29 protein-coding genes are annotated in these 25,895 nt (G+C 72.0%); 13 read left to right on the plus strand and 16 right to left on the minus strand.

All coding sequences use genetic code 11. The features are described from left to right. The first annotated feature begins 1 nt into the window (after position 1). Positions 2-796 (plus strand): lipoyl protein ligase domain-containing protein, encoded by a 795-nt coding sequence (locus KBZ08_RS01270; protein WP_254970742.1) that lies wholly within the window; start codon positions 2-4, stop codon positions 794-796. Here KBZ08_RS01270 and KBZ08_RS01275 read toward each other — a convergent pair. Then, on the minus strand, positions 730-2,037 hold the full coding sequence (locus KBZ08_RS01275; RefSeq protein ID WP_106221385.1) for a site-2 protease family protein: 1,308 nt from the start codon (positions 2,035-2,037) through the stop codon (positions 730-732). The two genes, KBZ08_RS01270 and KBZ08_RS01275, sit on opposite strands and share 67 nt — an antisense overlap. Positions 2,038-2,236: 199 nt before the next feature. Here KBZ08_RS01275 and KBZ08_RS01280 point away from each other — a divergent pair, with 199 nt between their 5' ends. Beyond that, positions 2,237-2,815 (plus strand): phosphoribosylanthranilate isomerase, encoded by a 579-nt coding sequence (locus tag KBZ08_RS01280; protein ID WP_254970745.1) that lies wholly within the window; start codon positions 2,237-2,239, stop codon positions 2,813-2,815. Positions 2,816-2,869: 54 nt separating this feature from the next. Beyond that, positions 2,870-3,403 carry a hypothetical protein gene (locus KBZ08_RS01285; RefSeq protein ID WP_254970747.1) on the plus strand — a complete coding sequence of 178 codons (534 nt, stop codon included), beginning with the start codon at positions 2,870-2,872 and terminating at the stop codon, positions 3,401-3,403. 6 nt (positions 3,404-3,409) lie between these two features. Here the strand turns inward: KBZ08_RS01285 and folE are convergent, their stop codons facing one another. The 6 genes from folE to KBZ08_RS01315 all read right to left on the minus strand — a co-directional run bounded on the left by folE (position 3,410) and on the right by KBZ08_RS01315 (position 8,624). Next, positions 3,410-4,153, minus strand: coding sequence for a GTP cyclohydrolase I (gene folE, locus KBZ08_RS01290; RefSeq protein ID WP_015107714.1), 744 nt, complete (start codon positions 4,151-4,153; stop codon positions 3,410-3,412). Positions 4,154-4,161: 8 nt separating this feature from the next. After that, complete coding sequence (locus tag KBZ08_RS01295; protein ID WP_254970750.1) at positions 4,162-4,872, minus strand: SDR family oxidoreductase; 711 nt, start codon at positions 4,870-4,872, stop codon at positions 4,162-4,164. A 26-nt stretch (positions 4,873-4,898) separates the two neighbouring features. After that, positions 4,899-5,888, minus strand: coding sequence for an acetyl-CoA carboxylase carboxyltransferase subunit alpha (locus tag KBZ08_RS01300; RefSeq protein WP_254970751.1), 990 nt, complete (start codon positions 5,886-5,888; stop codon positions 4,899-4,901). A gap of 20 nt (positions 5,889-5,908) precedes the next feature. Further along, complete coding sequence (locus tag KBZ08_RS01305) at positions 5,909-6,958, minus strand: long-chain acyl-[acyl-carrier-protein] reductase (protein WP_254970753.1); 1,050 nt, start codon at positions 6,956-6,958, stop codon at positions 5,909-5,911. Between the two features lie 83 nt (positions 6,959-7,041). Continuing rightward, positions 7,042-7,782 (minus strand): aldehyde oxygenase (deformylating), encoded by a 741-nt coding sequence (locus KBZ08_RS01310; protein ID WP_106221373.1) that lies wholly within the window; start codon positions 7,780-7,782, stop codon positions 7,042-7,044. 35 nt (positions 7,783-7,817) lie between these two features. Continuing rightward, positions 7,818-8,624 (minus strand): creatininase family protein, encoded by an 807-nt coding sequence (locus KBZ08_RS01315; RefSeq protein WP_106221371.1) that lies wholly within the window; start codon positions 8,622-8,624, stop codon positions 7,818-7,820. 72 nt (positions 8,625-8,696) lie between these two features. Here KBZ08_RS01315 and KBZ08_RS01320 point away from each other — a divergent pair, with 72 nt between their 5' ends. The 3 genes from KBZ08_RS01320 to KBZ08_RS01330 are packed head-to-tail and all read left to right on the plus strand — an operon-like array spanning position 8,697 to position 11,712. Further along, on the plus strand, positions 8,697-10,001 hold the full coding sequence (locus KBZ08_RS01320) for a S1 RNA-binding domain-containing protein (RefSeq protein WP_106221369.1): 1,305 nt from the start codon (positions 8,697-8,699) through the stop codon (positions 9,999-10,001). Beyond that, positions 9,998-10,888 carry a Tab2/Atab2 family RNA-binding protein gene (locus KBZ08_RS01325; protein ID WP_254970759.1) on the plus strand — a complete coding sequence of 297 codons (891 nt, stop codon included), beginning with the start codon at positions 9,998-10,000 and terminating at the stop codon, positions 10,886-10,888. Before KBZ08_RS01320 ends, KBZ08_RS01325 begins: the two co-directional genes overlap by 4 nt. Before the next feature lie 5 nt (positions 10,889-10,893). Next, positions 10,894-11,712: a polyphenol oxidase family protein gene (locus KBZ08_RS01330; protein WP_254970761.1), complete on the plus strand. Its 819-nt coding sequence runs from the start codon at positions 10,894-10,896 to the stop codon at positions 11,710-11,712. Here KBZ08_RS01330 and KBZ08_RS01335 read toward each other — a convergent pair. Continuing rightward, a complete protein-coding gene (locus tag KBZ08_RS01335) occupies positions 11,672-13,360 on the minus strand; it encodes an NAD(P)/FAD-dependent oxidoreductase (protein WP_254970764.1) in 1,689 nt (562 codons plus the stop codon). The two genes, KBZ08_RS01330 and KBZ08_RS01335, sit on opposite strands and share 41 nt — an antisense overlap. Before the next feature lie 153 nt (positions 13,361-13,513). Between KBZ08_RS01335 and KBZ08_RS01340 the strand changes: the two genes are divergently transcribed. Further along, positions 13,514-13,669, plus strand: a complete 156-nt coding sequence (locus KBZ08_RS01340) for a hypothetical protein (RefSeq protein ID WP_181280140.1) — start codon at positions 13,514-13,516, stop codon at positions 13,667-13,669. Positions 13,670-13,690: 21 nt separating this feature from the next. Here KBZ08_RS01340 and ppsA read toward each other — a convergent pair whose 3' ends face one another. The 6 genes from ppsA to hemH form a co-directional block, all read right to left on the minus strand. Beyond that, positions 13,691-16,141 (minus strand): phosphoenolpyruvate synthase, encoded by a 2,451-nt coding sequence (ppsA, locus tag KBZ08_RS01345; RefSeq protein WP_254970767.1) that lies wholly within the window; start codon positions 16,139-16,141, stop codon positions 13,691-13,693. A 95-nt stretch (positions 16,142-16,236) separates the two neighbouring features. Further along, the gene (locus KBZ08_RS01350; RefSeq protein WP_106221359.1) at positions 16,237-16,452 is read right to left on the minus strand and encodes a GIVxVP protein; all 216 of its coding nucleotides are present in this window, start codon (positions 16,450-16,452) and stop codon (positions 16,237-16,239) included. Continuing rightward, positions 16,449-16,805, minus strand: coding sequence for a hypothetical protein (locus KBZ08_RS01355; protein WP_254970770.1), 357 nt, complete (start codon positions 16,803-16,805; stop codon positions 16,449-16,451). Before KBZ08_RS01355 ends, KBZ08_RS01350 begins: the two co-directional genes overlap by 4 nt. Continuing rightward, positions 16,787-18,586 carry a biosynthetic-type acetolactate synthase large subunit gene (gene ilvB / locus KBZ08_RS01360; RefSeq protein ID WP_219904268.1) on the minus strand — a complete coding sequence of 600 codons (1,800 nt, stop codon included), beginning with the start codon at positions 18,584-18,586 and terminating at the stop codon, positions 16,787-16,789. Before ilvB ends, KBZ08_RS01355 begins: the two co-directional genes overlap by 19 nt. Before the next feature lie 191 nt (positions 18,587-18,777). After that, positions 18,778-19,392, minus strand: a complete 615-nt coding sequence (locus KBZ08_RS01365) for a M23 family metallopeptidase (RefSeq protein WP_254970771.1) — start codon at positions 19,390-19,392, stop codon at positions 18,778-18,780. After that, the gene (hemH, locus tag KBZ08_RS01370; RefSeq protein WP_254970773.1) at positions 19,373-20,548 is read right to left on the minus strand and encodes a ferrochelatase; all 1,176 of its coding nucleotides are present in this window, start codon (positions 20,546-20,548) and stop codon (positions 19,373-19,375) included. The genes KBZ08_RS01365 and hemH overlap by 20 nt, the downstream gene beginning before the upstream one ends. Before the next feature lie 54 nt (positions 20,549-20,602). Here hemH and KBZ08_RS01375 point away from each other — a divergent pair, with 54 nt between their 5' ends. From KBZ08_RS01375 to cobO, 3 genes are read left to right on the plus strand one after another with little or no spacing between them, the layout of a single operon-like run. Next, on the plus strand, positions 20,603-20,752 hold the full coding sequence (locus KBZ08_RS01375) for a hypothetical protein (RefSeq protein ID WP_219904234.1): 150 nt from the start codon (positions 20,603-20,605) through the stop codon (positions 20,750-20,752). Between the two features lie 8 nt (positions 20,753-20,760). Further along, positions 20,761-22,002, plus strand: a complete 1,242-nt coding sequence (locus tag KBZ08_RS01380) for a site-specific integrase (RefSeq protein ID WP_254970776.1) — start codon at positions 20,761-20,763, stop codon at positions 22,000-22,002. Next, complete coding sequence (gene cobO / locus KBZ08_RS01385; RefSeq protein WP_254970778.1) at positions 21,999-22,703, plus strand: cob(I)yrinic acid a,c-diamide adenosyltransferase; 705 nt, start codon at positions 21,999-22,001, stop codon at positions 22,701-22,703. Before KBZ08_RS01380 ends, cobO begins: the two co-directional genes overlap by 4 nt. 24 nt (positions 22,704-22,727) lie before the next feature. Here the strand turns inward: cobO and KBZ08_RS01390 are convergent, their stop codons facing one another. Beyond that, positions 22,728-22,931 carry a hypothetical protein gene (locus KBZ08_RS01390; RefSeq protein WP_254970779.1) on the minus strand — a complete coding sequence of 68 codons (204 nt, stop codon included), beginning with the start codon at positions 22,929-22,931 and terminating at the stop codon, positions 22,728-22,730. Between the two features lie 100 nt (positions 22,932-23,031). Here KBZ08_RS01390 and pyrH point away from each other — a divergent pair, with 100 nt between their 5' ends. From pyrH to KBZ08_RS01405, 3 genes are read left to right on the plus strand one after another with little or no spacing between them, the layout of a single operon-like run. Further along, entirely contained in the window at positions 23,032-23,751 is a 720-nt protein-coding gene (gene pyrH / locus KBZ08_RS01395) for a UMP kinase (RefSeq protein ID WP_106221345.1), read from the plus strand. A gap of 29 nt (positions 23,752-23,780) precedes the next feature. Further along, the gene (frr, locus tag KBZ08_RS01400) at positions 23,781-24,320 is read left to right on the plus strand and encodes a ribosome recycling factor (RefSeq protein ID WP_015107735.1); all 540 of its coding nucleotides are present in this window, start codon (positions 23,781-23,783) and stop codon (positions 24,318-24,320) included. Beyond that, the gene (locus KBZ08_RS01405) at positions 24,317-25,456 is read left to right on the plus strand and encodes an NAD(P)/FAD-dependent oxidoreductase (protein ID WP_106221343.1); all 1,140 of its coding nucleotides are present in this window, start codon (positions 24,317-24,319) and stop codon (positions 25,454-25,456) included. Before frr ends, KBZ08_RS01405 begins: the two co-directional genes overlap by 4 nt. A gap of 42 nt (positions 25,457-25,498) precedes the next feature. Here KBZ08_RS01405 and KBZ08_RS01410 read toward each other — a convergent pair whose 3' ends face one another. Beyond that, positions 25,499-25,888, minus strand: coding sequence for a Crp/Fnr family transcriptional regulator (locus KBZ08_RS01410; protein WP_015107737.1), 390 nt, complete (start codon positions 25,886-25,888; stop codon positions 25,499-25,501). Positions 25,889-25,895 lie beyond the last annotated feature (7 nt).

Consider the following 25,895-nt stretch of genomic DNA (forward strand, 5'->3'; position numbering starts at 1 on the left):
GGTGCGCTGGATCAGGACGACAAGCCTGGGCGGGGACTGGCAGATGGCGATCGACGCCTGGCTGCTGGATGGCCCGCCGGCGCCGGCCTTCCGGCTCTACCGCTGGTTGCGGCCCACCCTCTCCCTGGGCAGGCACCAGCGGCGGCTGGAGCCCCACTGGTGGGACCTGCAGCGCCAGGGTCGCCTCGACCTGGTGCGTCGCCCCAGCGGCGGCCGGGCCGTGCTCCATGGCGCCGATCTCACCTATGCCCTGGTGTGGCCCCGGCCCCAGGGCACCCGATCCGAGGTCTATGGCCTGGCCCTCACCTGGCTGGTGGAGGCCTTCGCTGCCATGGGCCTGCCGCTGCAAGGCGGCCGCCAGGAGGCCAGCCTGCAGCGCAGCAGCTGCTTCGCCACCAGCACCGTCGCCGACCTGGTCCACGCCAATGGAGCCAAGCGGGTGGGCAGCGCCCAGCTCTGGCGCGGCGGCCATTTGCTGCAGCACGGTTCGATCCAGCTCGCCCCCTGCCCTGCCCTGTGGCGGGAGGTGTTCAGCGGCGATCCCCCGGACCTCGATCCCCTGCCGCTGGCCGGGATCGCGCTGGAGGAGCATCTGCTCCGCTCGGCCGCCCGCTGGCTGCCCTGGCTCTCCGTTCCCGATCCAGGCGGTGCAGGCGGGTCGTCACCGGTGCCGCCCCTGGCCCCCCTGGCGCCGCAGGAGCTGGCCGCGATCGCCCCGCGGCTCGGCCACTATCGGCTGACCGAATCCGTCAGCGGTGAAACCTCTCCCGAGCTGACCATCCCGCGGGCCACCTGACCGAGGGCCATGCCGAGGGGATAGCCGTTCTCCCGGCGGGCGACGCTGAGCAGGTTGGCGGGGAGACGCAGTCCCAGCTTCTTGAGCACGGCGTCCCCCAGCTCGGGGCGCTCGACGGTGCCGCAGGGCAGCCCCGCCGGACTGAGCACCAGCAGCCGCTGGTGGTTGCCGTCGTCCAGCTGGAGGGCGGCCTGCCAGAGCGGGGCCGATTCGGGGATCGCGGGCAGGCTGGAGAGGGGCTGGAGGTGGTGTCCCACCGTTTCCCGGTCCCAGCACTGGACCGGCAGGGACTGGAGGGGCCCGTCATCGATGACCCCCTGCCAGCGACCCCGGTCGCAGACCAGCAGCCACTCCGGCGGGCCGCCGGACGCCTGCTCGGCGGGGGGGGCGCCGTCGCCGGCGTCGGCGATGGGCGGCGCCGCGGTGCCCAGGCGCATCCGGCTCAGCTCCCGCAGGGTGGTGTCGGCCTCCAGCACCCGGAAGCGGCGCTGGGCCACATCCCGGACCTTCAGATCCTTGAGGGCCTGCTGGACGACCAGCATCTGCGTCTGGTTGCGGGCCGCCCCGAGGCCGAACCAGCCGAGCAGGATCAGCCAGGCGCCGCCGATGCCGCCGCCCCGCAGCAGCAGCACGGTGCCCATGCCGACGGCGAACAGGGACAGGAACCGGCCGCAGGCATTGGCCACCTCCACGCCCCGACGCTGGCTGCCGGAGAACTGCCAGACCAGGGCCTTGACGATCAGCCCCCCATCCAGGGGCAGGCCGGGCAGCAGGTTGAACAGGCCCAGGATCAGGTTGAGGGCCGCGAGCCGTTCCACCATCTGACCCAGCACCGGGGCCACGTGGCTGGCGGCATGGGTGGAGGCCAGCAGGCCGAACCCCAGCACCAGGCTCACCGCCGGTCCCGCCGCCGCCACCATCAGGGCGCCACGGGCGGTGGAGCATTCCCGCTCCACACTGGCGACGCCACCCAGCAGGAACAGGGTGATGCTCTTGACCTTGACCCCCTGGCGCAGGGCCACCAGGGAATGGCCCAGCTCGTGCAGCAGCACGGAGACGAACAGGGCCAGGGCGGTGACCAGGGCCACGGCCCAGAGGGCCGCCGGGGCGAGCTGGCTGCCCAGGCTGAGGGCGTACTGCTGCTGGAAGGCCAGGGTGGCCAGCAGCAGGATGACGAACCAGCTCGGGTGGATGCGCAGGGGGATGCCGCGGATCGTCAGCAGTTGCCAGCCTTCACCCACGGGCACCGTCCGCTCGGAGATCCGGCCGTGGCCGGAATTGTTGCTCCCATCCTAGAAAGACAGGCCAGCCGCCCCGATTCCGGTCGCCACTCCGCTGCTCAAGATCTGCGGGCTCCGGGAGCCGGCCCAGGCCACCGCCATCGCGGCCCTGGGGGCCGATGCCATCGGAGTCATCGCCGTTCCCGGCTCGCCCCGCTACGTGCCGCCGCCGCAGCGGCCCGGATTGTTCGCCGCCATGGCCGCCGGCCGCCCCTCCGTGGCTACCGGCCGCCCCCCCTTGGCTACCGGCCGTCCCGAGTGCTTCGGCGTGCTGGTGGTGGCCGATCCCAGCGACGACCAGCTGGAGGAACTGGCGGCGGGGCGGGGCCATGCGGTGCTGCAGCTGCATGGGGAGGAGAGCGTCGAGCGCTGCCGTGAGCTGGGCGGCAGGCTGGGGGTGCGCCTCTGGAAGGCCCTGCGGGTGCGCACCCCCGCGGACCTGGAGCGGGCTGCCGCCTATGCCGGCGTGGTGGAGGCCCTGCTGCTCGATGCCTGGTGCCCCGGCCAGCTGGGGGGGACGGGGCACCGGATCCCGATCGAATGGCTGGAGGACTTCCGCCCGCCCCTCCCCTGGTGGCTGGCCGGTGGTGTGGGCCCCGGGACGGTGGCCGAGCTGCTGGCGCGGTTGCAGCCCGATGGCCTCGATGCTTCCAGCGCCCTGGAGGAGAGCCCCGGCGTCAAGGATCTGGCGCGGGTCGCGGCCCTGGTGGCGGCGGTGCGTGGATCCACCCCCGCCTGATTGGCGTTTGGCCCCGCCGGGTGCAGGATCGGTGCAGCCCATCCCAGAGCCCCCTTGGCCTTCCTCCGTCGTTCATCCCGAGCCCGTGTCATCCTTCCCCTGGCCCTGGTCCTGGCGGCACTGCCGGGGGATCCCGGTCTCCGGGCCCAGGATCTGGTGGGTTGCCAGCTGGTGGACGGCACGCTCCAGTGCGTCCCCGGGGTGACGGCCGATCCCCAGCAGCAGATCCAGCTGCTGCGCCAGCAGATCGCCGGCGACCAGCGGCTTGAGGGAGCGGTGGAGCAGCGCATCGCCGGGCTCGGCCAGCTGCTGCTCCAGGGGGAGGCCATGCAGGGGACCCTGCTGCAGGCCACGGCAGCCGCTGAAGGGCTGGCTGCCCTGCCGCCAGCGGCCTTCCACTGGTACCGGCTGGCCCCCGGACAGGTCCAGTGGCAGCTGATCGAGGGGGCCAGCGGCCCCACCTACGCCCTCACCCCTGCCGATGTGGCCTCCCAGGTGATGGTGGTGGTGGCGGTGCCCACCCCGGGCGGCAGTCAGCGCAGCGTCTCGCAGGTGGTGGGCCCGGTCCAGCCGCGCCCTGCCAACTGAGCGGGTTCAGGTGCTGAGCAGGGCCTCCTGCTGACGCACGAGCTCGAAGAACTCCTGCTTGAGGCTCGGGTCGTGGCGGAAATCACCGCGCACGACCGAGTTCACCATGCTGGTCTGGGGCTCCTTCACCCCGCGCCATTTCATGCAGTAGTGCTGGGCCTTGACCAGGATCGCCAGGCCGAGGGGCTGGCAGAGCCGCTCGATCTCGTTGGCCAGGATGATCACGGCTTCCTCCTGGATGTGGGGCCGGGAGAAGACCCAGTCGGCGACGCGGGAGAACTTCGACAGGCCGATCACCCGCTCGCCGGGTTTGATGCCAATCCAGCAGTTGCCGAGGATCGGCACCAGGTGGTGGGAACAGGCGGAGCGGATGGAGATGGGCCCCACGGTGTAGATCTCATCGAGCTGCTTCACGTTGGGGAAGCTGGCGATCTTCGGTTGCTCGTGGTAGCGGCCCTTGAACACCTCGTGGAGGTACATCTTGGCCACCCGCTCGGCCGTCTCCTCGGTGTTGTGGTCGTTCTCGATATCGATCACCAGGCTGCGCAGCAGGTCGCGCACCTTGCCGGCCACCTCGATCTCCAGCTGGTCGAGCTCACCCTCGCGCAGGTGGTCGGAGATGTTGTCGTTGGCCAGAAACGGGATGCCTTCCTTCTGCAGCCGTTCGCGGATCCGCAGGCTGACGGGAATGGGGGTCGTGACGGGAGCGGCCTGACGGGCGCTTAGGCCGGTGGGGAGGGTGGATGTCATAAGGGGGTTCAGAAGGCTCCGGCGGCCGGCATCAGGGTGAGGTCCTCAACCGTCTGGCTGTGGGGTTGCCGCGCAAGGTAGAGCAGAGATTCGGCCACCTGCTCGGCTGAAAGCATGGCACGTCGGTCGAAGGAACTGTGGACGGTTTCACTGTCCCAGAGGGGTGTATTCACCGCCCCCAGGGTGAGGGTGCTCACGGCGATGCCGGCGGAGCGCTCCTCCGCCTCGAGGCAGCGGCTGAAGGAGGCCAGGGCCGCCTTGCTGACGCAGTAGGCCCCCCACTCGGGAAAGGCGTTGCGGGCGGCGTGGCTGCTGACGTTGATGATCCTTCCGCCCCCCGCCTGGCGCAGGGCCGGCAGCACCGCCAGGCAGACCTGGAAGACGCTGGTGAGGTTGAGCTGCAGGAGCCATTGCCAGCGCTCGATCGGCATGTCGGCCAGGGGGCCGGTCCAGGCGGCACCGGCGTTGTTGATCACCACCGAAGGAACCAGCCCGCGCCCGAGCAGTTCGGCCAGGGCGGGGCCGATGGCCTCAGCCCGGCTCAGGTCGAGGGCCAGGGTCTCGACCCGGCGGCCCAGCGCCCGCAGCTCGGTGGCGAGCGCATCGAGGTCGGCCAGGCTGCGGGCCACCAACAGCAGGTCGTAGCCCTCGGCGGCGAAACGACGGGCGCTGGCGGCGCCGATGCCGCGGGAGGCACCGGTGATCAGGGCGACGGGCAAAGGGCGGTGAGGCGTGGAGGCAAACCCTACGGTGCGTGGGCAGGATCCGGCGCCACCCCCTCCAGGACCTGGCCCATGCGCCGGTACTTGGCGTAGCGGGCCTCCAGCAGGTCGGATGTGCTGCAGGTCTGCAGCTCGGCCAGGTGGCTGAGCAGCGCCCGGCGCAGGGTGTCGGCGGCCTGGATCGGCGCCCAGTGGTTGCCCCCGGAGGGTTCCTTCAGCAGGGCGTCCACCAGCCCGAGCTGCAGCAGATCGGCGCCGGTGATGCGCAGGGCCTCGGCGGCGGCGGGGGCCTTCGCCGCATCGCGCCAGAGGATCGAGGCGCAGGCCTCGGGGCTGGCCACGGTGTAGACGCTGTGCTCGAACATCAGCAGCCGGTCGGCCACACCGATGCCGAGGGCACCGCCGGAGCCCCCTTCGCCGATCACCACGGCGATGATCGGCACCCGCAGCCGGAACATCTCGCGCAGGTTGACGGCGATCGCCTCCCCCTGGCCCTCCTCCTCGGCCTTGACGCCGGCGTAGGCCCCGGGGGTGTCGATGAAGCTGAGGATCGGCAGGCGGAAGCGATCGGCATGCTCCATCAGCCGCAGCGCCTTGCGGTAGCCGCCCGGGGAGGCCATGCCGAAGTTGCGGGCCACGTTCTCCTTCATGTCGCGGCCCTTCTGGTGGCCGAGCAGCACCACGGGCTGGTCGCCGATGCGCCCGACACCACCCACCAGGGCGCGGTCGTCGTTGCCGCGGCGATCGCCGTGCAGCTCGATCCACTCGTCGGTGATGACCTGGATGTAATCGAGGGTGCTGGGCCGCTGGGGATGGCGGGCCACCTGGATCTTCTGGGCCGGCGAGAGGGAGCTGAAGATCTCCTCCCGCCGCCGGGTGGCGAGGGTTTCCAGCTGCAGCAGCTGCTGGCTCACGTCCACCTCGGAATCACGGGCCAGCTGGCGGATCTGCTCGATCTGCTCTTCGAGCTCCACCAGCGGTTTCTCGAAATCCAGCAGGACGCGGCGGGCCATGGGCGCTCAGGCGGAGGGGATCAGGTGATGGAGAGGCTGGGGATCGCGGCCAGGACCTCCAGGCCCAGGGCCTGGAAACCGTGGCGCAGGGAGGCGGCGCCGATCAGGTCCATCTTCTCGAGGCTGATGTTGTTGCGGCCCCAGCTGAAGTTGGTGTGGATTCCTTCGAACTCCAGCAGCATCGCTTCGGCGAAGCAGGCGAACATCTGGCGCTGGGGTCTGGCCATCTCGGCCGCCTCCATCATCTGCCAGCCGATGTCGGAGCCGAATTCGACGATGCCGCCCTTGAGCACGTGGATGCCGTCGCCGGCGGCCCTGGTGTCCAGGTTCTTGGGGTAGCCGCCGTCGACCATCAGGCAGGGACGGGGCAGCTGGCTGGGGTCGATGCTGCTGGCCTGGGCCAGGCTGGCGACCCAGACCACCACGTCGGCCTCGGCCAGGGCCTCCTCGAGGGGCAGGATGCGGCCACCGCCGAGCTCCTGCTGGAGATCCGCCAGCGGCTGGGGCCGGCGGGCCACCAGCAGCAGCTCCTGCACGCCGGTGCGCTGGGAGAGCCAGCGGCAGACGGCGCTGCCGATGTCACCGGTGGCACCGACCACCGCCACCTTCGCCCGCCGCAGGTCGATGCCCAGCTTGGGGGCGTTCTCCTCCACCTGCCGGCACAGGACCCAGGCGGTGTGGGTGTTGCCGGTGGTGAACCGTGTCCAGTCGAGGGTGGTGGCCCGCACCTGCTGCTCCCGCAGCAGCTTGAAGTCCTCGAAGATGATCGAGGTGAAGCCCCCCAGGGCGGTGATGTCGATGCCGGTCTTCTGGGCCAGCTCCATGGCGTTGAGCACCTTGCGCTTGGCCGTCTTGAAACGGCCCAGCATCTCGGGCACGAACACCGAATCGATGTAGGCACCTTCAATGCGCCTGCCCGTGGGGCTGGTGACACTGATCCGCTCCACCAGCTGGGGCGGAGCGCTGCACCACATGTCCAGATCTCCCTCGGCGTACTCCTCGAAACCGAGGCTCCGCGCCAGGTTGCGGGCCGACTCGAAGCTGGTGGAATGACCGATCAGGCCGAACATGCAGGAAGGAGAAAGCGGCGGCAGGGGCGGGGCCGGATGTCGCCGACGCTACATCCTCCCCAGGGGTGGGGAAGGGGGGCGGCTCAGCCCACCAGGGCCGCGGCGGCCATCCGGGCGATCTCCCTGGGGGTGAAGCCGATGTCGGTGAGGGCGTCCTGGTAGGCGATCAGGAAATCCTCGATCAGATCCTCCTTTTCCATGTGGAGGACGGCGGCATCGGCGGCCACGCGGTCGAGCATCCGGCGCACGTGGGGGAGGTTGTCGCGGTTGGCCTGCTCCAGCTCGGCGCGGGACTCCTCCAGATGGGCCTTAAGCCACTCCTGGCCGTAATTGAGGTGGGTGTACTCGTCCTTGACGACCCCTTCGGTGATCTTGCGGGCGAACGGATCGGCGACGGGAATATAGATGTGGTAGGCCGAGATGGCGAAGGCTTCGATCAGCAGGGCCTGGATCAGCAGGCAGGTGACCACCTTGCCCTCCTGGAGGGCCGCCTGGAAGTTGTTGCGCAGGGGGGAGAAGAATTCCTGGGCGAAGGGCATGTCGGCGGTGACGCCCAGATTGTTGCCGCAGGCGGTGAAGCCCTTCATGTGCTTGAGCTCCATGCGGGCCAGCCGGGCCAGTTCCTCGGCCTGGTCGGGCAGCAGGGTGCCGAGGGACATGTAGTTGTCGTGGGCTTCCTGCTCACCTTCGATGACGATCGCGTTGATGCGGCTGTAGGCGTCCTTGTAGGCGGCGGTGCTGAAGTCGGGCAGGTCGCTCCCCTCGATCGGGCCCGCCGGATCCAGGGAGGAATCGACGGACGTGGTGGTTGCGAGGGTGGGCATGGGAACCACGGGGATAAGCAATCCCACGACTTTAGTCACGCTGCGCCGGAGGTCGGCGGCCAGTTGCTGTGCAGCAGGGCCTCCAGCCGCCGCTCCCAGCTCTCCACCAGGCAGTCGAACAGCTGGCGTCCCAGCTCCTCGCTGGCGCCGGACGGATCCCCGATCACGCCGCTTGCACTGATCTCCTCGGTGCGCCAGGCGCTGGGGCAGGCCCCTTCCAGGCTCCAGCCGGCGGGTGGGGCCTGGCCTTCGCCGGGCCCGTCGGCGGCGGGGAGGGAACCGGCGGTGCCCGGTTCGAGAAAGAGCATCAGGCTGGTCTCGGCCAGGCCGGCGTGGAGGCCGTCGCTGCGTTCCGGCTCGGGAATCAGCGGCGCGAGCCCATCGACGCCGCGCCACAGGAAGCAGGGCAGCACCGCCAGGGCGGGTTCCAGCACCCGCAACTCCCTGGCCGCCGCCTCCAGCAGGCCGATCTGGCCGCCATGGGCGTTGAAGAGCACCAGCCGCCGGAAGCCCGCCGCCGCCACCCCACGGCCGACGGCACGGACCAGGTCGATCAGCAGCCCGGCCGGCAGGCTGAGGGTTCCCGGGAAGCCCAGGTGCTCCGGCGAGAAGCCCAGGCTCTGCAGCGGCAGGCGCCAGATGGGCAGCTCGGGAGCGAGCCGCTCCAGCACCGCTGCGGCCACCCGTTCGGCGAACAGGGCATCGGTGCCCAGGGGCAGCAGCGGACCGTGCTGCTCGACGGCACCCAGGGGCCAGAGCAGCGTGCTGCCCGGACGGGCCGCCTGCTCACGCACCGTCGTCCAGCTGAGGCTGGCGAGGCGTCGCTCCGGGCTGGGGGGCATCGGCGGGGGGAGGACCGGCCTCTGAAGGGTGATTCGTACAGTGTGGGACCCCGTGCTTCGCTGAGGACCTCCATGGCAGGAACCGGCAACCCCGCGCCGCGTCAGCCCCGGAACCCCGCCCAGCGCCCCACGCCGCCGGCGAGGCCTTCCGGGTCGGCCCCGGCGCCGCTGCGCAAGCCGCCCCAGGTGTTGATGATCAAGAAGGAGGACGAGGCGGCGCCTGAGCCCCCCCTCGCCCCGACCGCCCCCGGTCCGTCCGGCGCCCCGTCGGCGGCCACCGGCCCTGTGGCCGCGCCGGTGCGGCCCCCCGCGCCTGCCGCCGAGGACGACGACCGCTTTGGTCTGCAGGGCCTCGAGGGCCTGACCATGGCCGATCTGCTCGGGCCGGCCCCCGATCGGCGCGGCGGTTCGGCGCGCGCGGCGGGCCGGGGTCCGGCCGCCGCCGAGGCAACCCCCGGCGAATCCCCCCGCCAGGCCCGCACCGTCGACGATTTCGACTTCGACGAGGAGGCCTTCCTCGCCGCCCTCGACGAGAACGCCCCGGTCGGCACCACCGGTGAAGTGGTCCAGGGGGTGGTGATCGGCATGGAGAGCGACGGTGTCTATGTGGACATCGGCGGCAAGGCTCCCGGCTTCATGCCCAAGAGCGAGTGCGGCCTGGGGGTGATCACCAACCTCAAGGAGCGCTTCCCTAAGGGGCTGCCGATCGAGGTGCTCGTCACCCGGGAGCAGAACGCCGACGGCATGGTGACGATCAGTGCCCGCGCCCTGGCCCTGCGCCAGAGCTGGGAGAAGGTGCGCCAGCTGGAGAAGGAGGGCAAGGTGGTGCAGGTGAGGGTCAACGGCTTCAACCGAGGCGGCGTCACCTGTGACCTGGAGGGCCTGCGCGGCTTCATCCCCCGCTCCCAGCTCAACGAGGGCGAGAACCACGAAGCCCTGGTCGGCCAGACCCTGGGCGTTGCGTTTCTGGAGGTCAACGCCGAGACCCGCAAGCTGGTGCTTTCCGAGAAGCGCGCCGCCACCGCCGCCCGTTTCGCCACCCTGGAGGTGGGGCAGCTGGTGGAAGGCCAGGTGGTGTCGATCAAGCCCTATGGCTTCTTCGTCGACCTGGGCGGCGTCAGCGGCCTGCTGCACCAGTCCTCGATCACCGGCGGGGCCCTGCGGGATCTGCGCGAGGCGTTCCAGCAGGGTGAGCACCTCAAGGCCCTGATCACCGCCGTCGACCCCGCCCGGGGCCGCATCGCCCTCAACACCGCCCTGCTCGAAGGTCCCCCCGGCGAGCTGCTGATCGCCAAGGACACCGTGATGGCCGAGGCCGAGGACCGGGCCCACCGGGCCCGCTCGCTGCTGCGCCAGCAGGAACAGGACGCAGGATGAGCGCAGCGGTAGCGGTGCAGGCCCCCGGCCCCGACTGGGAGCTCGATTACTACTCCAGGCCGATCCTGGAGGCCGATGGCAAGAAGCGCTGGGAGCTGCTGATCTGCTCGACGCAGGGCCTGCAGCCGGCGCCGGACCCCTTCCGCTGGTCGATGGACTGCCCGGCCGCCAGCGTCAATTCCCAGTGGCTGCGCGGGGCGATCGAAGCCGCCCTGGCGGCGGCCGCCGAGCAGGGCTACGGACCGCCGCGGCGGCTGCGCTGCTGGCGCGGCTCGATGCGGGCCATGGTGCAGCGGGCGGCCGAAGGCCTCGGCCTGGAGCTGGTGCCCAGCCGGCGCTGCTACGGCCTGGTGGAGTGGCTGCGGGAGCGGCAGGCCAGCGTCTACCCCCAGGAGCCGGGCTACATGGCCGGCCCCCTCGCCCCGCCACCGCAGCCGATTCCCGCCGTGGCCCTGCCCCTGCCGGAGGCGGCCCGGGGCGACAGCTGGAGCTGGGCCACCCTGCCGGCCGCCACCCTGGCCGAGGCCGGCGGCTGGGAGATCGCCTTCCCCGGCCTGGTGGCCCTGCCCTCCGAGGTGGATCCCGCCACACCGGTCCCCGGGATCCGGCTGTTCAGCCGCCGGCGGGCCCTGGCCATCGCCGGCTGGCTGTCCGGCCTGGAGCCGACCCGGCTGGAGGTCAGTTCTGGCCAGCTGGTGCTGGAGGCCGGTCTCGAGGATCGCTGGATCCTGGCCCGACTGCCGGAGGAGGAGGCGCGGCTGGCCCAGCAGGCCCTGGCGGAGGCCAGGGAGCGGGCCGGAGGCCTGCAGTTCATCGCCATCCAGGCCAGCGAGGAGGCCCCCAGCCTCGAGGGGTTCTGGCTGCTGCGCGACCTGCCCGATGGCTGAGGCGGATGGCTGAGGCGCTTGAGCCCCCCTTCGATCGGCCCGACGCCGGCTTCAACGACCTTCCCGGCTGGACCTGGGTGGGTACCTATGGCGGCCACTACCTCCAGTGCGACCTGCTGGCGGCGTTCGAGCACGGCTTCTTCACCCGCCAGTGGCAGGGACGGCCGCCGGAGGAGCTGGCCGGCGCCCTCAGTGCCGGCGTCAGCGTGCACCGCACCCGCCAGGTGCACGGCGGTGCGGTGCTGGCCGCCTCCGCCGCCGACCGGGACCCCTGGCCGGAGGCCGATGGACTGCGCAGCGACCGCGGCGGCCAGAGCCTCTGGGTGTGCGGGGCCGACTGCACCCCCGTGCTGATCGCCGACCCCGCCAGCGGCCGGGTGGCGGCCTGCCACGCGGGCTGGCGCGGGGTCGCGGCCAGGATCGTGCCGGCGGCGATCGAAGGGCTGGTGGCGGACGGCGCCAGCCGGGACCGGCTTGTGGTGGCGCTGGGTCCGGCCGTGGCCGGCTTCCGCTATCAGGTGGAGCGCTCCGTGACCCTGCAGGTGGCTGCCGCCATGGCGCCCGAGGGCAGTGGGCCGCCGCCGGAGGAGCGGGCCCTGGCCGATCTGGAGCGCTGCGGCGCCCTGCTGCCGGATCCCGCCCCCGGCCGGGACCGGCTCGACATCCGACGGGCCACGGCCCTGCAGCTGGAAGGCCAGGGGATCGGGCCGGAGCGGATCGGCCTCTGCCCGCTCTGCACCGTGGCCGAAACGGCCCTGTTCCATTCCTGGCGCCGCGACGGGGTCAGGGCGGTGCAGTGGAGCGGTGTGGTGTCCCAAGGCTGAGCGCCACCGCCTCGGCCACCTTGATGCCGTCGATCGCCGCCGAGAGGATGCCGCCGGCATGGCCGGCCCCCTCCCCGGCCGGAAAGAGCCCCGGGGTGCTGAGGCTCTCCAGCCCGGTGGGGTGGCGCAGCAGCCGCAGGGGTGAGGAGGTGCGGGTCTCGACGCCGGTCAGCAGCGCCCCCGCCATGGCGTAGCCCGGGATGCGCCGGGCGAAGGCCGGCAGGGCCTCCCGGATCGCGTCGAGCACGTAGGCCGGAAGGCAACCGTCCAGGCTGCCGAAGCGCAGGCCGGGCTGGTAAGAGCCCACCACCGCCTCCGGGGGGGGCTCCCGGCTGGGCCTGTGCTCCAGGAAATCCTCCAGCCACTGGGCCGGTGCCCGGTAGTCGCCGCCGCCGGCGTCGAAGGCCTGCCGCTCCCAGTGGCGCTGGAAGGCGATCCCGGCCAGGGCCTCCGCCCCCTCCTGGGCGTAGGGCGCCAGATCCTCCTGGCTGATCGGCACCACCAGGCCGCTGTTGGCATTGCGCTCCCGGCGGGAGTGCTGGCTCATGCCGTTGGTGACGACGCAGCCCTCCTCCGAGGTGGCCCCCACCACCAGGCCGCCGGGACACATGCAGAAGCTGTAGACGCTGCGGCCGGCGCCGGCCCCCCCTTCGCCGTTGCCATGGTGGACCAGCTTGTATTCCGCCGGCCCGAGCCGCGGATGGCCCGCCGCCTCCCCCCAGCGGGCCCGGTCGACCAGGGCCTGGGGGTGCTCGATCCGCACCCCGACCGCAAAGGGTTTGGGCTCCATGGCCACACCGAGGCGATGCAGCATCGCGAAGGTGTCCCGGGCGCTGTGGCCCGGCGCCAGCACCAGATGGTCGCAGGCGATGGCCGTGCCGTCGGCCAGCCGCACACCCGCCAGGCGCCGCTGGGGGCCGTCCCCCAGCAGCAGCTCCACCACGTGCTGACCGAAGCGGACCTCGCCCCCCAGGGCCTCGATCCGGGCCCGCAGCCCGCGCACCACCGTGGCCAGCTTGAAGGTGCCGATGTGGGGGTGGTGCAGGGTGAGGATCTCCGGATCGGCCCCGGCCGCCACCAGCTCCTCCAGCACCTTGCGGATGTAGGCGGGGTTCTCGCTCACCTGGCTGTAGAGCTTGCCGTCGGAGAACGTGCCGGCCCCACCCTCGCCGAACTGGGCATTGGAGCCGGGATCGAAGCGGCGGCGGCCCTGCCAGAAGCCGAAGGTGTCCGCGGTGCGTTCCTTCACCGCCTTGCCGCGCTCCAGCAGCAGCGGTCGCCAGCCCATCTGGGCCAGCAGCAGGGCGGCGAAGTAGCCGCAGGGGCCGGCACCCACCACCACCGGGCGCAGCTCCGCGACGGCTCCCTCCGCCCTGGCCACGGGCCGGTAGCGGCTGTCCGGGGTCGGACGCAGGTGGGGGTCGCCGGCGAAGCGGCGCAGCAGGCGGCGCCTGGCGCCGGCCTCGAGCTCCAGGTCGAGGCAGTACACCAGGGCGATGGCACCGCGCTTTCGGGCATCGACGCTGCGCTTCACCAGGTGATGGCTGCGCAGTTCCCCCGGGGCTAGCCGCAGCCGGCGGGTGATGGCCGCCTCCAGGTCGTCGGCGCTGTGGTCGAGCGGCAGTTTCAGCTCGCTGAGGCGCAGCACGGCCGTGGCAGGTGGAGGGCTGCTGGCGTTCTAGGGCACGGCGGGGCGGGCGCCAACGGCACGGCAGGGGCGCCAACGCTCGTGGCGAACCCTGCCGATCCGGCGCCGAAGGTGCCATGGTGGAACCTGATCGCGCCTGGGGCCGGATTTCGGATGGGCCTGGCTCACTGTCCCCTCTGCATGGGTCTGGCGGCGCTCTGCGTGGTGCGTTGCGGCGCCCATGCCGTGCTGCTCTGGCGCCTCTGGTTCGGGGGTGTTGGGACGCCGGCGGACCCAGAGCCGGTGCGGCTCCGCCAGGCCGCCTGCTGAGGCGAACCGGAGACCGCCCCCTCAGGCCCTCCCCGCCGGGCTGGCCGCGTTCAGCTCGGCCTCCAGGGCGGCGATGGCGATGCGGGTGGGCACCACCGCGTCGGGGTTGAGGCTGATCGAGTCGATCCCCTCCTCCACCAGGAAGCGGGCGAAGTCGGGATAGTCGCTGGGGGCCTGGCCGCAGATGCCGATCTTGCGGCCGCAGCGGCGGGCCGTGTGGATCGCCAGCCGGATCATGTCCTTGACCGCGGGATGCCGCTCGTCGAACAGGTCCGCCACCAGGGCCGAGTCCCGGTCGAGCCCCAGGGTGAGCTGGGTGAGGTCGTTGGAGCCGATCGAGAAGCCGTCGAAGCGTTCGGCGAAGGCCTCCGCACCGATGACGTTGCTGGGCAGCTCGCACATCACGTACACCTCCAGGCCGTCTTTCCCCCGCTCCAGGCCCTCGCCGGCCATCACCGCCAGCACCCGGTCCCCCTCCTCGGGGGTGCGGCAGAAGGGGACCATCGGGATGACGTTGGCCAGCCCCATCGACTCCCGCACCCGACGCAGGGCCCGGCACTCCAGGGCGAAGGCGGCGCGGAAGGCGGGGGCGTAGTAGCGCGATGCCCCTCGCCAGCCGATCATCGGGTTCTCCTCCGCCGGCTCGAAGGCCGCTCCGCCCAGCAGGCGGGCGTACTCGTTGCTCTTGAAGTCGGAGAAACGCAGGATCACCGGCCGGGGATGGAAGGCGGCGGCGATCCGGGCCATGCCCTGGCTGAGCAGGTCCACGTAGTAGTCGGCCGGCGCGTCGTACCCCGCCACCAGCTCCGCGATGGCGCCCCGCTCGGCGGCGTCCGTCACCCGCTCGGGCTCCAGCAGGGCCATGGGGTGCACCCGGATGTGGTTGGCGATGATGAACTCCAGCCGGGCCAGGCCCACGCCGTCGCAGGGGATCGAAGCCAGGTGGAAGGCTTCCTCGGGGTTGCCCACGTTCATCAGGATCCGGGTGCGGGTGGCCGGCAGGTCGCCGATGGCCTGCTCCTCCACCCGGAACGGCACCGCCCCCCGGTAGACGTGGCCCACGTCCCCTTCGCAGCAGCTCAGGGTGATGGTGTCGCCGTCGGCGATCCGGCCGGTACCGTCGCCCGTGCCGACGATCGCCGTCAGGCCCATCTCCCGGGCGATGATCGCCGCGTGGCAGGTGCGGCCCCCCTGGTCGGTGACCACGCCGCTGGCCTTGCGCAGGATCGGCTCCCAGTCGGGGTCGGTGCGGCGGGTCACCAGCAGGTCGCCGTCCATGAACCGGGCGATCTCGCCGGGATCGCTGATCACCCGGGCCGGGCCGCTGCTCACCGAGGCGCCGATGGCCCGGCCGCTGGTGATCTCCTCCGCCGGGTGCGACTCCAGGTGCCAGCTGCGCAGCACGGCCCCGCCCCGGCGGGACTCCACCGTTTCCGGTCGGGCCTGGAGGATGAACAGCTCGCCGCTGAGGCCATCCTTGGCCCATTCGATGTCCATCGGCGTGGGCACCCCGCGGCGCTCGCCGTAGTGGCGTTCGATCACGCAGGCCCAGCGCGCCAGGGTCAGGGCTTCGGCGTCGCTGAGGGCGAAGCGCCGGCGGTCCTGGGGGGACACGGCCTCGTTGCGCACCGCCCGGCCATCACCGCCGCCGGGGTCGGCATAGACCATGCGCAGGGCCTTGCTGCCCAGCCGCCGGCTCAGGATCGGGGCGAACCCCTTCTCCAGGGTGGGCTTGAAGATCAGCCACTCATCGGGGTTCACGGCGCCCTGCACCACGTTCTCCCCCAGCCCGTAGGCGGCGGTCAGCAGCACGGCGTCGCGGAAGCCGGTTTCGGTGTCGATGCTGAACATCACCCCGGAACTGGCCCGATCGGAGCGGACCATGCGCTGCACCCCGATCGAGAGGGCCACCTCCAGGTGATCGAAGCCGTGCTGCTGCCGGTAGACGATGGCCCGATCGGTGAACAGCGACCCGTAGCAGCGCCGGCAGGCCTCCAGCAGCGCCGCCTCCCCCTCGACGTGCAGGAAGGTCTCCTGCTGCCCGGCGAAGCTGGCCTCCGGTAGATCCTCGGCCGTGGCGCTGGAGCGCACCGCCACCACGGCCGGGCTGCCGGCGGAGGCCCGTTCGTTGCTGAGCTCCCGGTAGGCGGCCACGATCGCCTGGGCCAGCGGCGGCGGCAGTTCCGCCTGGCCGATCCGCTCCCGGGCCCCCTGGCCGGCCGCCTGCAGGGCCGCCAGATCGTCGGCATCCAGCCCGTCGAGCAGTTCGGCCAGGACCGGCCGGAGCCCGTTGGCGGCGATGAACAGCCGGTAGGCGGCGGCCGTGGTGGCGAAGCCCCCCGGCACCCGGACGCCGGCGGGCTCCAGCCGCTGGATCATCTCGCCCAGGGAGGCGTTCTTGCCGCCCACCTCGGCAATGGCGTCGAGGCCGACCTCGGCGAGGGGCACGACGAGCCGATCGGAGTCCCGCATCCCCTTCGCCCTGACTGAGCCAACTCTGGGCCCGCCCACCCGTGCCGGCGCCGGGCTGTGATCTTTGGTCGTCGCGCTGGTGCCTGGGCCGGCGCTCAGGGGTCGGCGTCGGGGTCGGTGGGGGGCGGGCCGGATTCGGGCAGCAGCTGGGCCAGCAGGCCGGCTCCCATCAGGACGGCGCCGAGGGTGAGGGCCAGGCCCCGGTTGGCGGCGGCGGGGCCGTCCACCCAGGTGCCGGCGGCCAGGAAGGCCCCGCCCAGCAGCAGGGTGGGAACCAGCACGATGCCCTTGGCGGTGCGATTGAGGCTCATGGGCAGGCCTCCGGCCGGGCCAGGCCGGCACCGATCAGCCCGTCGGCGATGTCCTCGCCGCCGGCCAGCAGGCTCACCCGGGCCAGCAGGGTGCCGTCCCGCTGTCCCATGGGGCGCAGGTTCACCCTGGTGCGGCGAGGCAGGGCCTGCCGCAGCCAGCTGACCGCCTCGGCTTCCTGCCCGGGAGCCAGCTCCATGCAGGCCAGTTCCACGAGGTAGCTGCGGTTGCCATCCCCCACCTGCAGCAGGGTGCCGCTGCGCACCTGGTAGACCTCCGCCGCGGCGGCCGCGCCGGGCCAGGCGATCACCAGGGCCAGCAGGACCGCCAGCAGGGTCAGAGCTTGGCGCCGCAACTGGGGCAGAACAGGTGGGCGCTGGCCGTGGTGCTGCCGCAGGCGTTGCATTGGCGGATGGTGTCGATGGCCAGTTCGGGATGGCTGGGCAGGCCGACCATCTGGGCGTTGCTGGCGCCCGGGGGCACCATCGGGTAGCAGTTCTCGTTGCGGCGCACGCGCACATCCACGAACACCGGGCCCGGATGGGCCAGGGCCTCGGCGAGGCCGGAGCGCAGCTGGGCACGGTCGGTGATGCCGATGCCCTTGACGCCGAAGGCTTCGGCGAGGGCGGGAAAATCGGGCATGCCGCCGGTCATCTCGGAACTGGAGTAGCGCTCCTCGTAGAAACTCTCCTGCCACTGGCGCACCATCCCCTGCCAGCCGTTGTTGAGCACCACCACCTTCACCGGCAGCTGGTACTGGCTGAGGGTGCCCAGCTCCTGGATGTTCATCAGGATGCTGGCGTCCCCGGCCACGCAGATCACCGTCTCGTCGGGGAAGGCGGTCTGGACGCCCATGGCGGCGGGCATGCCGAAGCCCATGGTGCCGAGGCCGGCACTGCTGATCCAGCGGCGGGGTCCGTTGCGCAGGAACTGGGCCGCCCACATCTGGTGCTGACCCACATCGGTGGTGTAGAAGGCCTCGGGGGCCAGTTCCCGCAGGGCGATGACCACCTCCTGGGGGGCGATCTCGCCGGTGGGCTGGGGGATCACCAGCGGGTAGTGGTGTTTCCAGGTGTCGATGCGCTCCAGCCAGGCGTCGGTCCGGCGGTTGGAGCCCTCGCCGACCGAGGCCTGCAGCAGGGCCTCCAGGGCCTGCTTGACGTCGGAGACGACGGGCACCTCGGGCACCCGGTTCTTGCCCACCTCGGCCGCATCGATGTCGATGTGGATCACCTGGGCCCGGGGGGCGAAGCTGTCGAGGCGGCCGGTGACCCGGTCATCGAAGCGGGCCCCGACGGCGATCAGCAGGTCGCACTCGGTGACGGCGAAGTTCGCATAGGCGGTGCCGTGCATGCCGAGCATGCCGACGGAAAGGGGGTGGTTCTCGTCGAAGGCCCCCTTGCCCATCAGGGTGGTGGTGACCGGCAGCCGGAACCGTTCGGCCAGCTGGTGCACCTCGGCGTGGGCGTCGGAGGCGATGGCGCCGCCACCCACATAGAGCAGGGGGCGCCGGGCCTGGCGGATCAGGCCCAGGGCGGCGGCGATGGCCTCCGGTCGGGGGGCCGGCGAGCGCTTGAAGCCGGAGGGGATCGCCGATCCCGGGGCCACGGGGGTGTAGTCGAACTCCTCGGCCCCCACGTCCTTGGGCACGTCGATCAGCACCGGCCCGGGCCGGCCGCTGGCGGCGATCAGGAAGGCCTCCGCCACGATGCGGCCGATGTCGGCGGGGTCGCGCACCACCCAGGAGTGCTTCACGATCGGCAGGGTGATGCCGAAGATGTCGGTTTCCTGGAAGGCGTCGGTGCCGATGGCGGCCCGGGGCACCTGGCCGGTGATGACCACCATCGGCACCGAATCCATCTGGGCGGTGGCGATCCCCGTGACCAGGTTGGTGGCGCCGGGGCCGGAGGTGCCGAAGCAGACGCCCACCCGGCCGGTGGCGCGGGCGTAGGCGTCGGCGGCGTGGGTGCCGCCCTGCTCGTGGCGCACCAGGATGTGCTGCAGCCAGCCCCGGGCTTCCGCCTTATGGAGCTCGTCGTAGATGGGCAGGATGGCGCCGCCCGGGTAGCCGAAGATGTGGCGGACGCCGTGGCGGTGCAGGGCATCCATCAGGGCGTAGGCCCCGCTCACGCGCATCGGCTCTGAGGAAGGCTGCGGCGCCTCAGGGGTGGAAACACTGGGGCTGCTGGTCCCGGCGGCGGCGATGGCGGAGGGAAGGGGCGTGAGCGTCACGGCGGCGGCTGGGGTCGGGCGAAGGGGAGGGAGTCGTCAGGATGGGAGAGCGGTCGGCCCGGGAGCCAGGTGTCCGGGCAGGGGTCTCGGAACCATCAGCGGAAGACACCAAGGTTAGGTCGCTGGAGGGGGTTTGGGTTGCGCTGACGGCGGCTCTCCGCCATCGCCCGCAACACTCGGGCCGGATCCATCCAGGCGCCCCGGTAACGCATGCCCCAGTGGAGGTGGGGTCCGGTGGTGCTGCCCGTGAGGCCCACATGGCCGATCACCTGGCCGGTGGCCACCCGCTGCCCCTCCCGCAGCAGGATGCCGCCGCTGCGGTAGACGCCGTTGCCGGCCTGGCCCCCGAGGTGGCAGTAGATGTGCTCGTAGCTGCCGGAGCGGATCACCAGCCCGTTGCCGCAGCCGCCGTCGACGATCACCTCGCTCACCGTTCCGGCCCACCAGCTGCGGATCGGCGATCCCATGGGCGCCGCGATGTCGATGCCGTAGTGGGGTCGGACATCGCCGCTGAGGGGGTGGGAGCGCATGCCGAAGCCGCTGGTGTAGCCCGCGAAGCTCGCCACCGGAAACACCCCCCTGGCCCACAGGCTGGCGTTGCGGGCCTCGGCGGGCAGGGCCTGGCTGCTCAGCCCCAGGGTGGCGGCGATCACCAGCGACCGACTGCGCAGGCCGGGACGCCTGGGGCGGTCAGAGCAGTCCAAGGGCATGCAGCGGGCCGTGACCGGTGAGCAATTCCAGCAGAAAAGCGGAGAATCCGACCATCGCCAGCCGGCCGTTCCAGACCTCGGAGCTGTTGTTCCAGCCCCAGGCCCACTTGTCCTGGGGATAGAGCTTGACCTTCTTGGGCAGCTGGGCCGCCATGTCGAGATTTACCTCCGGGCCCGCCATGGCTTCCTGCACCAGGTCGGCGAGGCCCTGGATGAAGGTGGGGTCGGTGTCGAGGGCCGGCACCCGGCGGAAGTGGCTGATGCCGGCTTCGGTGGCGATCTCCCGGTATTCGATGTCGATCTCCTCGAGGGTCTCGATGTGCTCGCTGACGAAGCTGATCGGCACCACCACCAGCTCCTGGACACCCTGCTCACCGAGCTCCCGCAGGGCGTCCTCGGTGTAGGGCTTGAGCCATTCCACCGGCCCCACCCGGCTCTGGTAAGCGAGGGTGGAGGGGTTGGGATGGCCCAGCAGCTGGGCGAGCCGTTCCATCACCAGCGCGGCGCAGGCCTCGATCTCCTTCTGATACGGGTCGCCGGCCTCCTCCACGTAGCTCTTGGGCACCCCGTGGGCACTGAAGAAGATGTGGGCCGACTCCGGTGCCTCGCAGTTGCGGATCTCGCGGGCGATCAGCCCGGCCATGGCATTGATGTAGCCGGGGTGGTCGTACCAGCTGCGGATGCAGCGGATCGGCAGCCGGCGGAAGGCGGGGTCGGCCTGGCGGAGGCGCTGCAGCTCCCGGAAGCTGGAGCCGCTGGTGCTGATCGAGAAGTGGGGATAGAGCGGCAGCACCACCACCTCCTCCACCCCATCGGCCTTGATATCGCCCACCGCCGATTCGGTGAAGGGGTGCCAGTAGCGCATCGCCACGTAGCTGGTGGCATCCACCCCCTCCTGGCGCAGGCGGCTCTGCAGCTCCCGGGCCTGCTGCTCGGTGATGCGGCGCAGGGGGGAACCGCCGCCGATGGAGCGGTAGGCCTCCTTCGACTTGCCGCTGCGCAGGGTGCTGATCAGCCAGGCCAGGGGTTTCTGCAGCGCCGGCGTGGGCAGGCGGATGATCTCCGGATCGGAGAACAGGTTGTAGAGGAATGGCCCGACGTCCTCGATCCGCTCAGGACCGCCGAGGTTCAGCAGCAGCACGCCGACCCTGGCCATGCCTTCGATCAGAAAGGCAGAGCGTAACCCCGCCTCCCCACCGGCGGCTGCCTGGTGGGTCACCGCCCCCTGCCCTGGCGGCCCCGGGACGGCAGGGGTAGCTTCCGGCTCAGCTCCCCGATCGCCCCGCCATCCCCCCGGCCGCCCCGCCACCCCCCGCCGCGCCTGCAGCAGCCGGGCCCGATCCGGCGCCAGCTGATCTGACCGAACTGGTGCGGCACCAGAACCGGCAACTGGCGGCCTCGGGCACCGCCCTGCGGCTGGAGATCCGCCAGCAGCGGCTGGGGCTGCGGGGGCCCCTGCCCTGTGCCAAGGGCACGGCGGCGCGGCCCGTGCAGCGGATCAGCCTGGGGCTGCCGGCCACGGCAGAGGGGGTGGCCGCCGCCCTCGAGCAGCTGGCCCGGGTGCGGGAGGCGGTCGAGCGGGGCCGCTTCTCCTGGGAGCACTGGCGCCGCCGGCCGGCCGCGCCAGCGCCCTCCCCAGCCGCCGTCCCCCTGGGGCCCCCATCCCCGGCTCCGTCGCCCCCGGCGGTGGGCTTCCCCGCCGAGGCCGCCGGGCTCACGCCGCTGCTGGCCGGTTTCGAGGCCGCCTTCTTCGCCGATCCCCGCCGCCGGCGCCGGCCCGCCGGCAGCCGCAGCACCTGGAGCGGCGCCTACCGGCCCTACCTGCGGCGCCTGGCGGCGGTGGCCGCCGCCTCCGGTGCCAGGCCGGCGTCCGTCGATGTGCCCCTGCTGGAGCGGGTGCTGGAGACCTACCCCCTGGCCAGCCGCAGCCGCCAGCAGTGCGGCCTTGCCCTGGGGGCCCTGGCCCGCCACCTGGAGCTGCCCCTGCCGGCCGACTGGAGCGAGCGCAGCGGTGGCTACGGCCTGCATGTGGCCCGGTTCCGGGGCCTGCCCAGTGATGCGCGCATCCTGGAGCTGGTGGCGGCCATCCCCAACCCCCGCTGGCGCCTGGCCTACGGCCTGATGGCCACCTACGGCCTGCGCAACCACGAGGTGTTCTTCTGCGACCTCTCCGCCCTGGCGCCGGGGGGCGACCGGGTGCTGCGGGTGCTGCCCACCAGCAAGACCGGGGAGCACCAGGTGTGGCCGTTCCAGCCCGACTGGGTGGAGCACTTCGGCCTCGAGGGCCTGGGGGAGGGCGGCGCCGAACTGCCCCGGGTCTGCACTGACCTGCGCCGCACCACCCTGCAGCAGGTGGGGCGGCGGGTGGCGGAGCAGTTCCGCCGCTATGGGCTGCCGATCACCCCCTACGACCTGCGCCACGCCTGGGCCGTGCGCACGATCCACATCGGCCTGCCCGACACGGTGGCGGCCCGGATGATGGGCCACTCGGTGGCGATCCACACCCGCACGTACCACCACTGGATCACCCGGCGGGACCAGCAGCAGGCGGTCGACACGGCCCTGGCACGGCTCCGCCAGAGTGCCCCAAACGGACACCGCTCCCCATGACGGCGAACGCCTCCACCCCCTCTCCCGCCGCCGCGGACGACACCCTGGCCCTGGATCGCCAGGCCGAGGAACTGGGCCCTGGGGGCGACCTGGCCCCCGAGGTGGACCAGGAGGCCTACCGCCGCCGCATGCAGCGCCGCCGCGAGGTGCAGCAGCAGCGGGTGGGGGAGCGGAACCTGGAGAAGGGTCTGGTGCTCGTGTTCACCGGCGAGGGCAAGGGCAAGACCACGGCGGCCCTGGGCCTGGTGCTGCGCACCCTGGGCCATGGCGGCAAGGTGGCGGTGGTGCAGTTCATCAAGGGCGGCTGGCAGCCGGGGGAGGCCCGGGCCCTGGAGCGCTTCGGCGACGACCTCCATTGGCACGCCCTGGGGGAGGGTTTCACCTGGGAGACCCAGGACCGGGAGCGCGACCGCCAGCTGGTACAGAGCGCCTGGGAGCGCTCCTGCGCCTACCTCGCCGACGGCGAGCGCAAGCTGGTGGTGCTCGATGAGATCAACGTGGCCCTCAAGCTGGGCTATCTCGACCCGGAGCAGGTGCTGGAGGGTCTGGCCCTGCGTCCGGCCCTCACCCATGTGGCCCTCACCGGCCGCGGCGCCCCGCCGGCCCTGCTGGAGCGGGCCGATCTGGTCACGGAGATGAAGGTGGTGCGCCACCCCTTCCGGGAGCAGGGGGTGAAGGCCCAGGCGGGCATCGAGTACTGAGGGCGTTCTCCTGGAGAGCCGGGGTCAGTCCAGGTCGGCCCGCAGCCGGGCCAGGCTGCAGACCAGCACCGACAGCCCGCTGACCAGCAGGGCCCGGTGCACCTCCGGCTCGCCCCAGAACCCCGGGCTGCCGCTGGCCCGGTCCAGGGCCGAGATCGTCAGCCGGGCCATGACGTCACTGCCGCGGGGGCTGCGGGGGACGGGACATCCGGGCGGGTCGACGGCCATGGCGGTGCTCCTTTGCGGCAGTGAAGCGGCAGTCGCCGGCGCCGGCAACCTGGTGGCGGCGCGGGAGGGGTTGCTACTGTTCGGCCGATCGCACGAGTCGATGGCCTACAGGCGCGTTCTCCTCAAACTCAGCGGTGAAGCGCTGATGGGTGACCAGGGCTATGGGATCGATCCCGCCATCGTTCAATCGATCGCCAAGGATGTGGTCGAGGTGGTCTCCGGCGGCACCCAGCTGGCGATCGTCGTCGGCGGCGGCAACATCTTCCGGGGCCTGAAGGGCTCGGCGGCGGGCATGGACCGGGCCACCGCCGACTACGTCGGCATGCTCGCCACGGTGATGAATGCCATCACCCTGCAGGACGGGCTGGAGCGGGCCGGGGTGCCCACCCGCGTCCAGAGCGCCATCTCCATGCAGGAGGTGGCCGAGCCCTACATCCGCCGCCGGGCCATCCGGCATCTGGAAAAAGGCAGGGTGGTGATCTTCGGCGCCGGCTGCGGCAACCCCTTCTTCACCACCGACACCACCGCCGCCCTGCGGGCGGCGGAGATCAACGCCGACGTGATCTTCAAGGCCACCAAGGTGGACGGGGTCTATGACAAGGACCCCGCCAAGCACAGCGACGCGGTCCGCTACGAGACCCTCACCTTCCTCGACGTGCTGAGCGGCGAGTTGGAGGTGATGGACAGCACCGCCATCGCCCTGTGCAAGGACAACGCCATCCCGATCGTGGTCTTCGACCTGTTCGGCTCGGGCAATATCGGCCGGGCGGTGGCCGGTGAGCCCATCGGCACCAGCATCGTGCCGGCGCCCCCCCGCTGACGTCCCCTCCCCACCACCCTTCCCCTGCCATGGATCTCGAAGCCAGCATGCGCAAGTCGGTGGAAGCCACCCAGCGCACCTTCAATACCATCCGCACCGGTCGGGCCAACCCCTCCCTGCTCGACAAGCTGACCGTCGAGTACTACGGCTCCGAAACGCCCCTCAAGTCGCTGGCGACGATCTCCACCCCCGACGCCCAGACGATCCAGATCCAGCCCTTCGACAAGGGCTCGATGGCCCTGATCGAGAAGGCCATCGCCATGAGCGACCTGGGCCTCACCCCCAACAACGACGGCCGGGTGATCCGCATCAACATCCCGCCCCTCACCGAGGACCGCCGCAAGGAGCTCTGCAAGCTCGCCGCCAAGTACGCCGAGGAGGGCAAGGTGGGGCTGCGCAACCTGCGGCGGGAGGGAATCGAGCGGATCAAGAAGCAGGAGAAGGACGGCGAGTTCTCCGAGGACCAGAGCCATGACGAGCAGGAGAAGGTCCAGAAGCTGACCGATCGCTACATCGCCGAGCTGGAGAAGCACCTGGCGGAGAAGGAAGCCGACATCCTCAAGGTGTGAGCAGCCCTGCCGATGCCGACGTGATCGTCGTCGGGGCCGGCCCCGCCGGCGGCGCGGCGGCATTCCACCTGGCCAACCGGGGGCGCCGGGTGATCCTGCTGGAGGCCCAGCCCCCGGGACGGTCCAAGCCCTGCGGCGGCGGCATGGCCGCTTCGGTGCAGCGCTGGTTCCCCTTCGATCTGGCCCCCGCCGTCGACCAGGTGATCCGCCGGGTGCGGTTCACCTGGTGCCTGGAGGATCCGGTGACGGCCGAGCTGCCGGGGGAAGCCCCGTTCTGGATCGTGCGCCGCAGCGTCCTCGACGCCTTCCTGGCCGAGCGGGCCGTCGAGGCCGGCGGCGAGCTGCGCCACGGCTGCCGGGCCGAGCGGATCGAGCGCCGTGACGATGGCCTCTGGGAGGTCGCCGGACCGGGGGACCTGCGGCTGCTGGCCCGGGCCGTGGTGATCGCCGACGGCTCCGGCTCCCGCTTCGCGGCGCCCCTGGGCCTGGGGCCCTCCCGGCCCCGCTTCGCCGCCACCGTGTCGGTGGAGGTGGCGGCCGATCCCGATCCCGCCGACATGGCCCGTTTCGAGTTCGGCCTGGTGCACCACGGCTTCTGCTGGGTGTTTCCCCGCCGGGGCGGCTACAGCATCGGGGTGGGCACCTTCGTCGGCCAGCAGGAGGCCGACAGTGGGGCGGTGCTCTCTGCCCTGCTGCCCAGCCTGGGGCTGCCGGAATCGGCGGGGGAGCGCCGCCACGGCCAGCTGCGCCTGTGGAACGGCCACCACCCCCTCCATGGCCCGGGCCTGGTGGCGGTCGGTGATGCCGCTTCGCTCTGCGATCCCTTCCTGGCCGAGGGCCTGCGGCCCTCCCTGCTCAGCGGCTGCGAAGCGGCGGCGGCCCTCGACCGCTGGCTGGATGGCGATGGCGCCGCGCTGGAGCACTACAGCCTGCGGATGCGTGAGGCCTGGGGCGATTCGATGGCCTGGGGCAAACGCATCGCCCAGGTGTTCTACCGGGTGCCGCGAGTGGGCTACCAGCTCGGCATCAAGCGGCCCACCGCGCCCCAGCGCATCGCCCAGATCCTCTCGGGGGAGATGGGCTACGGCGAGATCGCCCAGCGGGTCATCCGCCGGCTGCTGTTCCAGCGGGGCTGAGGGGGCGACACGGGTCGCGGTGCCGGAGGCCCCGCCAGCCCCTCAGGAGCGGCTGGCGCCCTTGAGGTCCCGCAGCCGCTGGTCGATGGAGCCCAGCAGCTCGATGGCGAACATGGGCGCCTCCTGGACGGCGAACAGGAACTTCTCGCGGTTCATCACCAGCAGCCGGCAGGGGGTGAGGGCCGTGGCATGGCCGTAGCGGCGATGGTCCTGGGTGACCAGGGCCCCGGCCCCGAAGACGTCGCCGGCCTGGATGTCCTCGTGGCCGGCATCCGCGTTCCAGCTGAGCCGCACCGTCCCCTCCAGCAGGCCGAACATGCAGTCACCGGGCTCCCCGGCCCGGAAGATGACGGAACCCGCCTCGACGTCCCGCACCTCACCCTTGTCGGCGAGGGCGCGCATGGTGTCGAGGGCGTGGACGGTGTGGGCCATGCGCGAA

Source organism: Cyanobium sp. Candia 9D4 (assembly GCF_024346155.1).
GTDB classification, from domain to species: domain Bacteria; phylum Cyanobacteriota; class Cyanobacteriia; order PCC-6307; family Cyanobiaceae; genus Cyanobium; species Cyanobium minutissimum.

Excerpts from the sequence above, each read along its gene's own strand:
- KBZ08_RS01300 (WP_254970751.1), bottom strand. The coding sequence starts at position 5,888 with ATGGCCCGCCGCGTCCTGCTGGATTTCGAGAAACCGCTGGTGGAGCTC.
- hemH (WP_254970773.1), bottom strand. The coding sequence starts at position 20,548 with ATGGCCAGGGTCGGCGTGCTGCTGCTGAACCTCGGCGGTCCTGAGCGG.
- cobO (WP_254970778.1), top strand. The coding sequence starts at position 21,999 with ATGACGGCGAACGCCTCCACCCCCTCTCCCGCCGCCGCGGACGACACC.
- pyrH (WP_106221345.1), top strand. The coding sequence starts at position 23,032 with ATGGCCTACAGGCGCGTTCTCCTCAAACTCAGCGGTGAAGCGCTGATG.
- frr (WP_015107735.1), top strand. The coding sequence starts at position 23,781 with ATGGATCTCGAAGCCAGCATGCGCAAGTCGGTGGAAGCCACCCAGCGC.
- KBZ08_RS01365 (WP_254970771.1), bottom strand. The coding sequence starts at position 19,392 with ATGCCCTTGGACTGCTCTGACCGCCCCAGGCGTCCCGGCCTGCGCAGT.
- KBZ08_RS01410 (WP_015107737.1), bottom strand. The coding sequence starts at position 25,888 with ATGGCCCACACCGTCCACGCCCTCGACACCATGCGCGCCCTCGCCGAC.
- KBZ08_RS01340 (WP_181280140.1), top strand. The coding sequence starts at position 13,514 with ATGGGCCTGGCTCACTGTCCCCTCTGCATGGGTCTGGCGGCGCTCTGC.
- KBZ08_RS01320 (WP_106221369.1), top strand. The coding sequence starts at position 8,697 with ATGGCAGGAACCGGCAACCCCGCGCCGCGTCAGCCCCGGAACCCCGCC.
- ilvB (WP_219904268.1), bottom strand. The coding sequence starts at position 18,586 with ATGCGCGTGAGCGGGGCCTACGCCCTGATGGATGCCCTGCACCGCCAC.
- KBZ08_RS01330 (WP_254970761.1), top strand. The coding sequence starts at position 10,894 with ATGGCTGAGGCGCTTGAGCCCCCCTTCGATCGGCCCGACGCCGGCTTC.
- KBZ08_RS01350 (WP_106221359.1), bottom strand. The coding sequence starts at position 16,452 with ATGAGCCTCAATCGCACCGCCAAGGGCATCGTGCTGGTTCCCACCCTG.
- KBZ08_RS01310 (WP_106221373.1), bottom strand. The coding sequence starts at position 7,782 with ATGCCCACCCTCGCAACCACCACGTCCGTCGATTCCTCCCTGGATCCG.
- KBZ08_RS01305 (WP_254970753.1), bottom strand. The coding sequence starts at position 6,958 with ATGTTCGGCCTGATCGGTCATTCCACCAGCTTCGAGTCGGCCCGCAAC.
- KBZ08_RS01390 (WP_254970779.1), bottom strand. The coding sequence starts at position 22,931 with ATGGCCGTCGACCCGCCCGGATGTCCCGTCCCCCGCAGCCCCCGCGGC.
- ppsA (WP_254970767.1), bottom strand. The coding sequence starts at position 16,141 with ATGCGGGACTCCGATCGGCTCGTCGTGCCCCTCGCCGAGGTCGGCCTC.
- KBZ08_RS01315 (WP_106221371.1), bottom strand. The coding sequence starts at position 8,624 with ATGCCCCCCAGCCCGGAGCGACGCCTCGCCAGCCTCAGCTGGACGACG.
- folE (WP_015107714.1), bottom strand. The coding sequence starts at position 4,153 with ATGACATCCACCCTCCCCACCGGCCTAAGCGCCCGTCAGGCCGCTCCC.
- KBZ08_RS01325 (WP_254970759.1), top strand. The coding sequence starts at position 9,998 with ATGAGCGCAGCGGTAGCGGTGCAGGCCCCCGGCCCCGACTGGGAGCTC.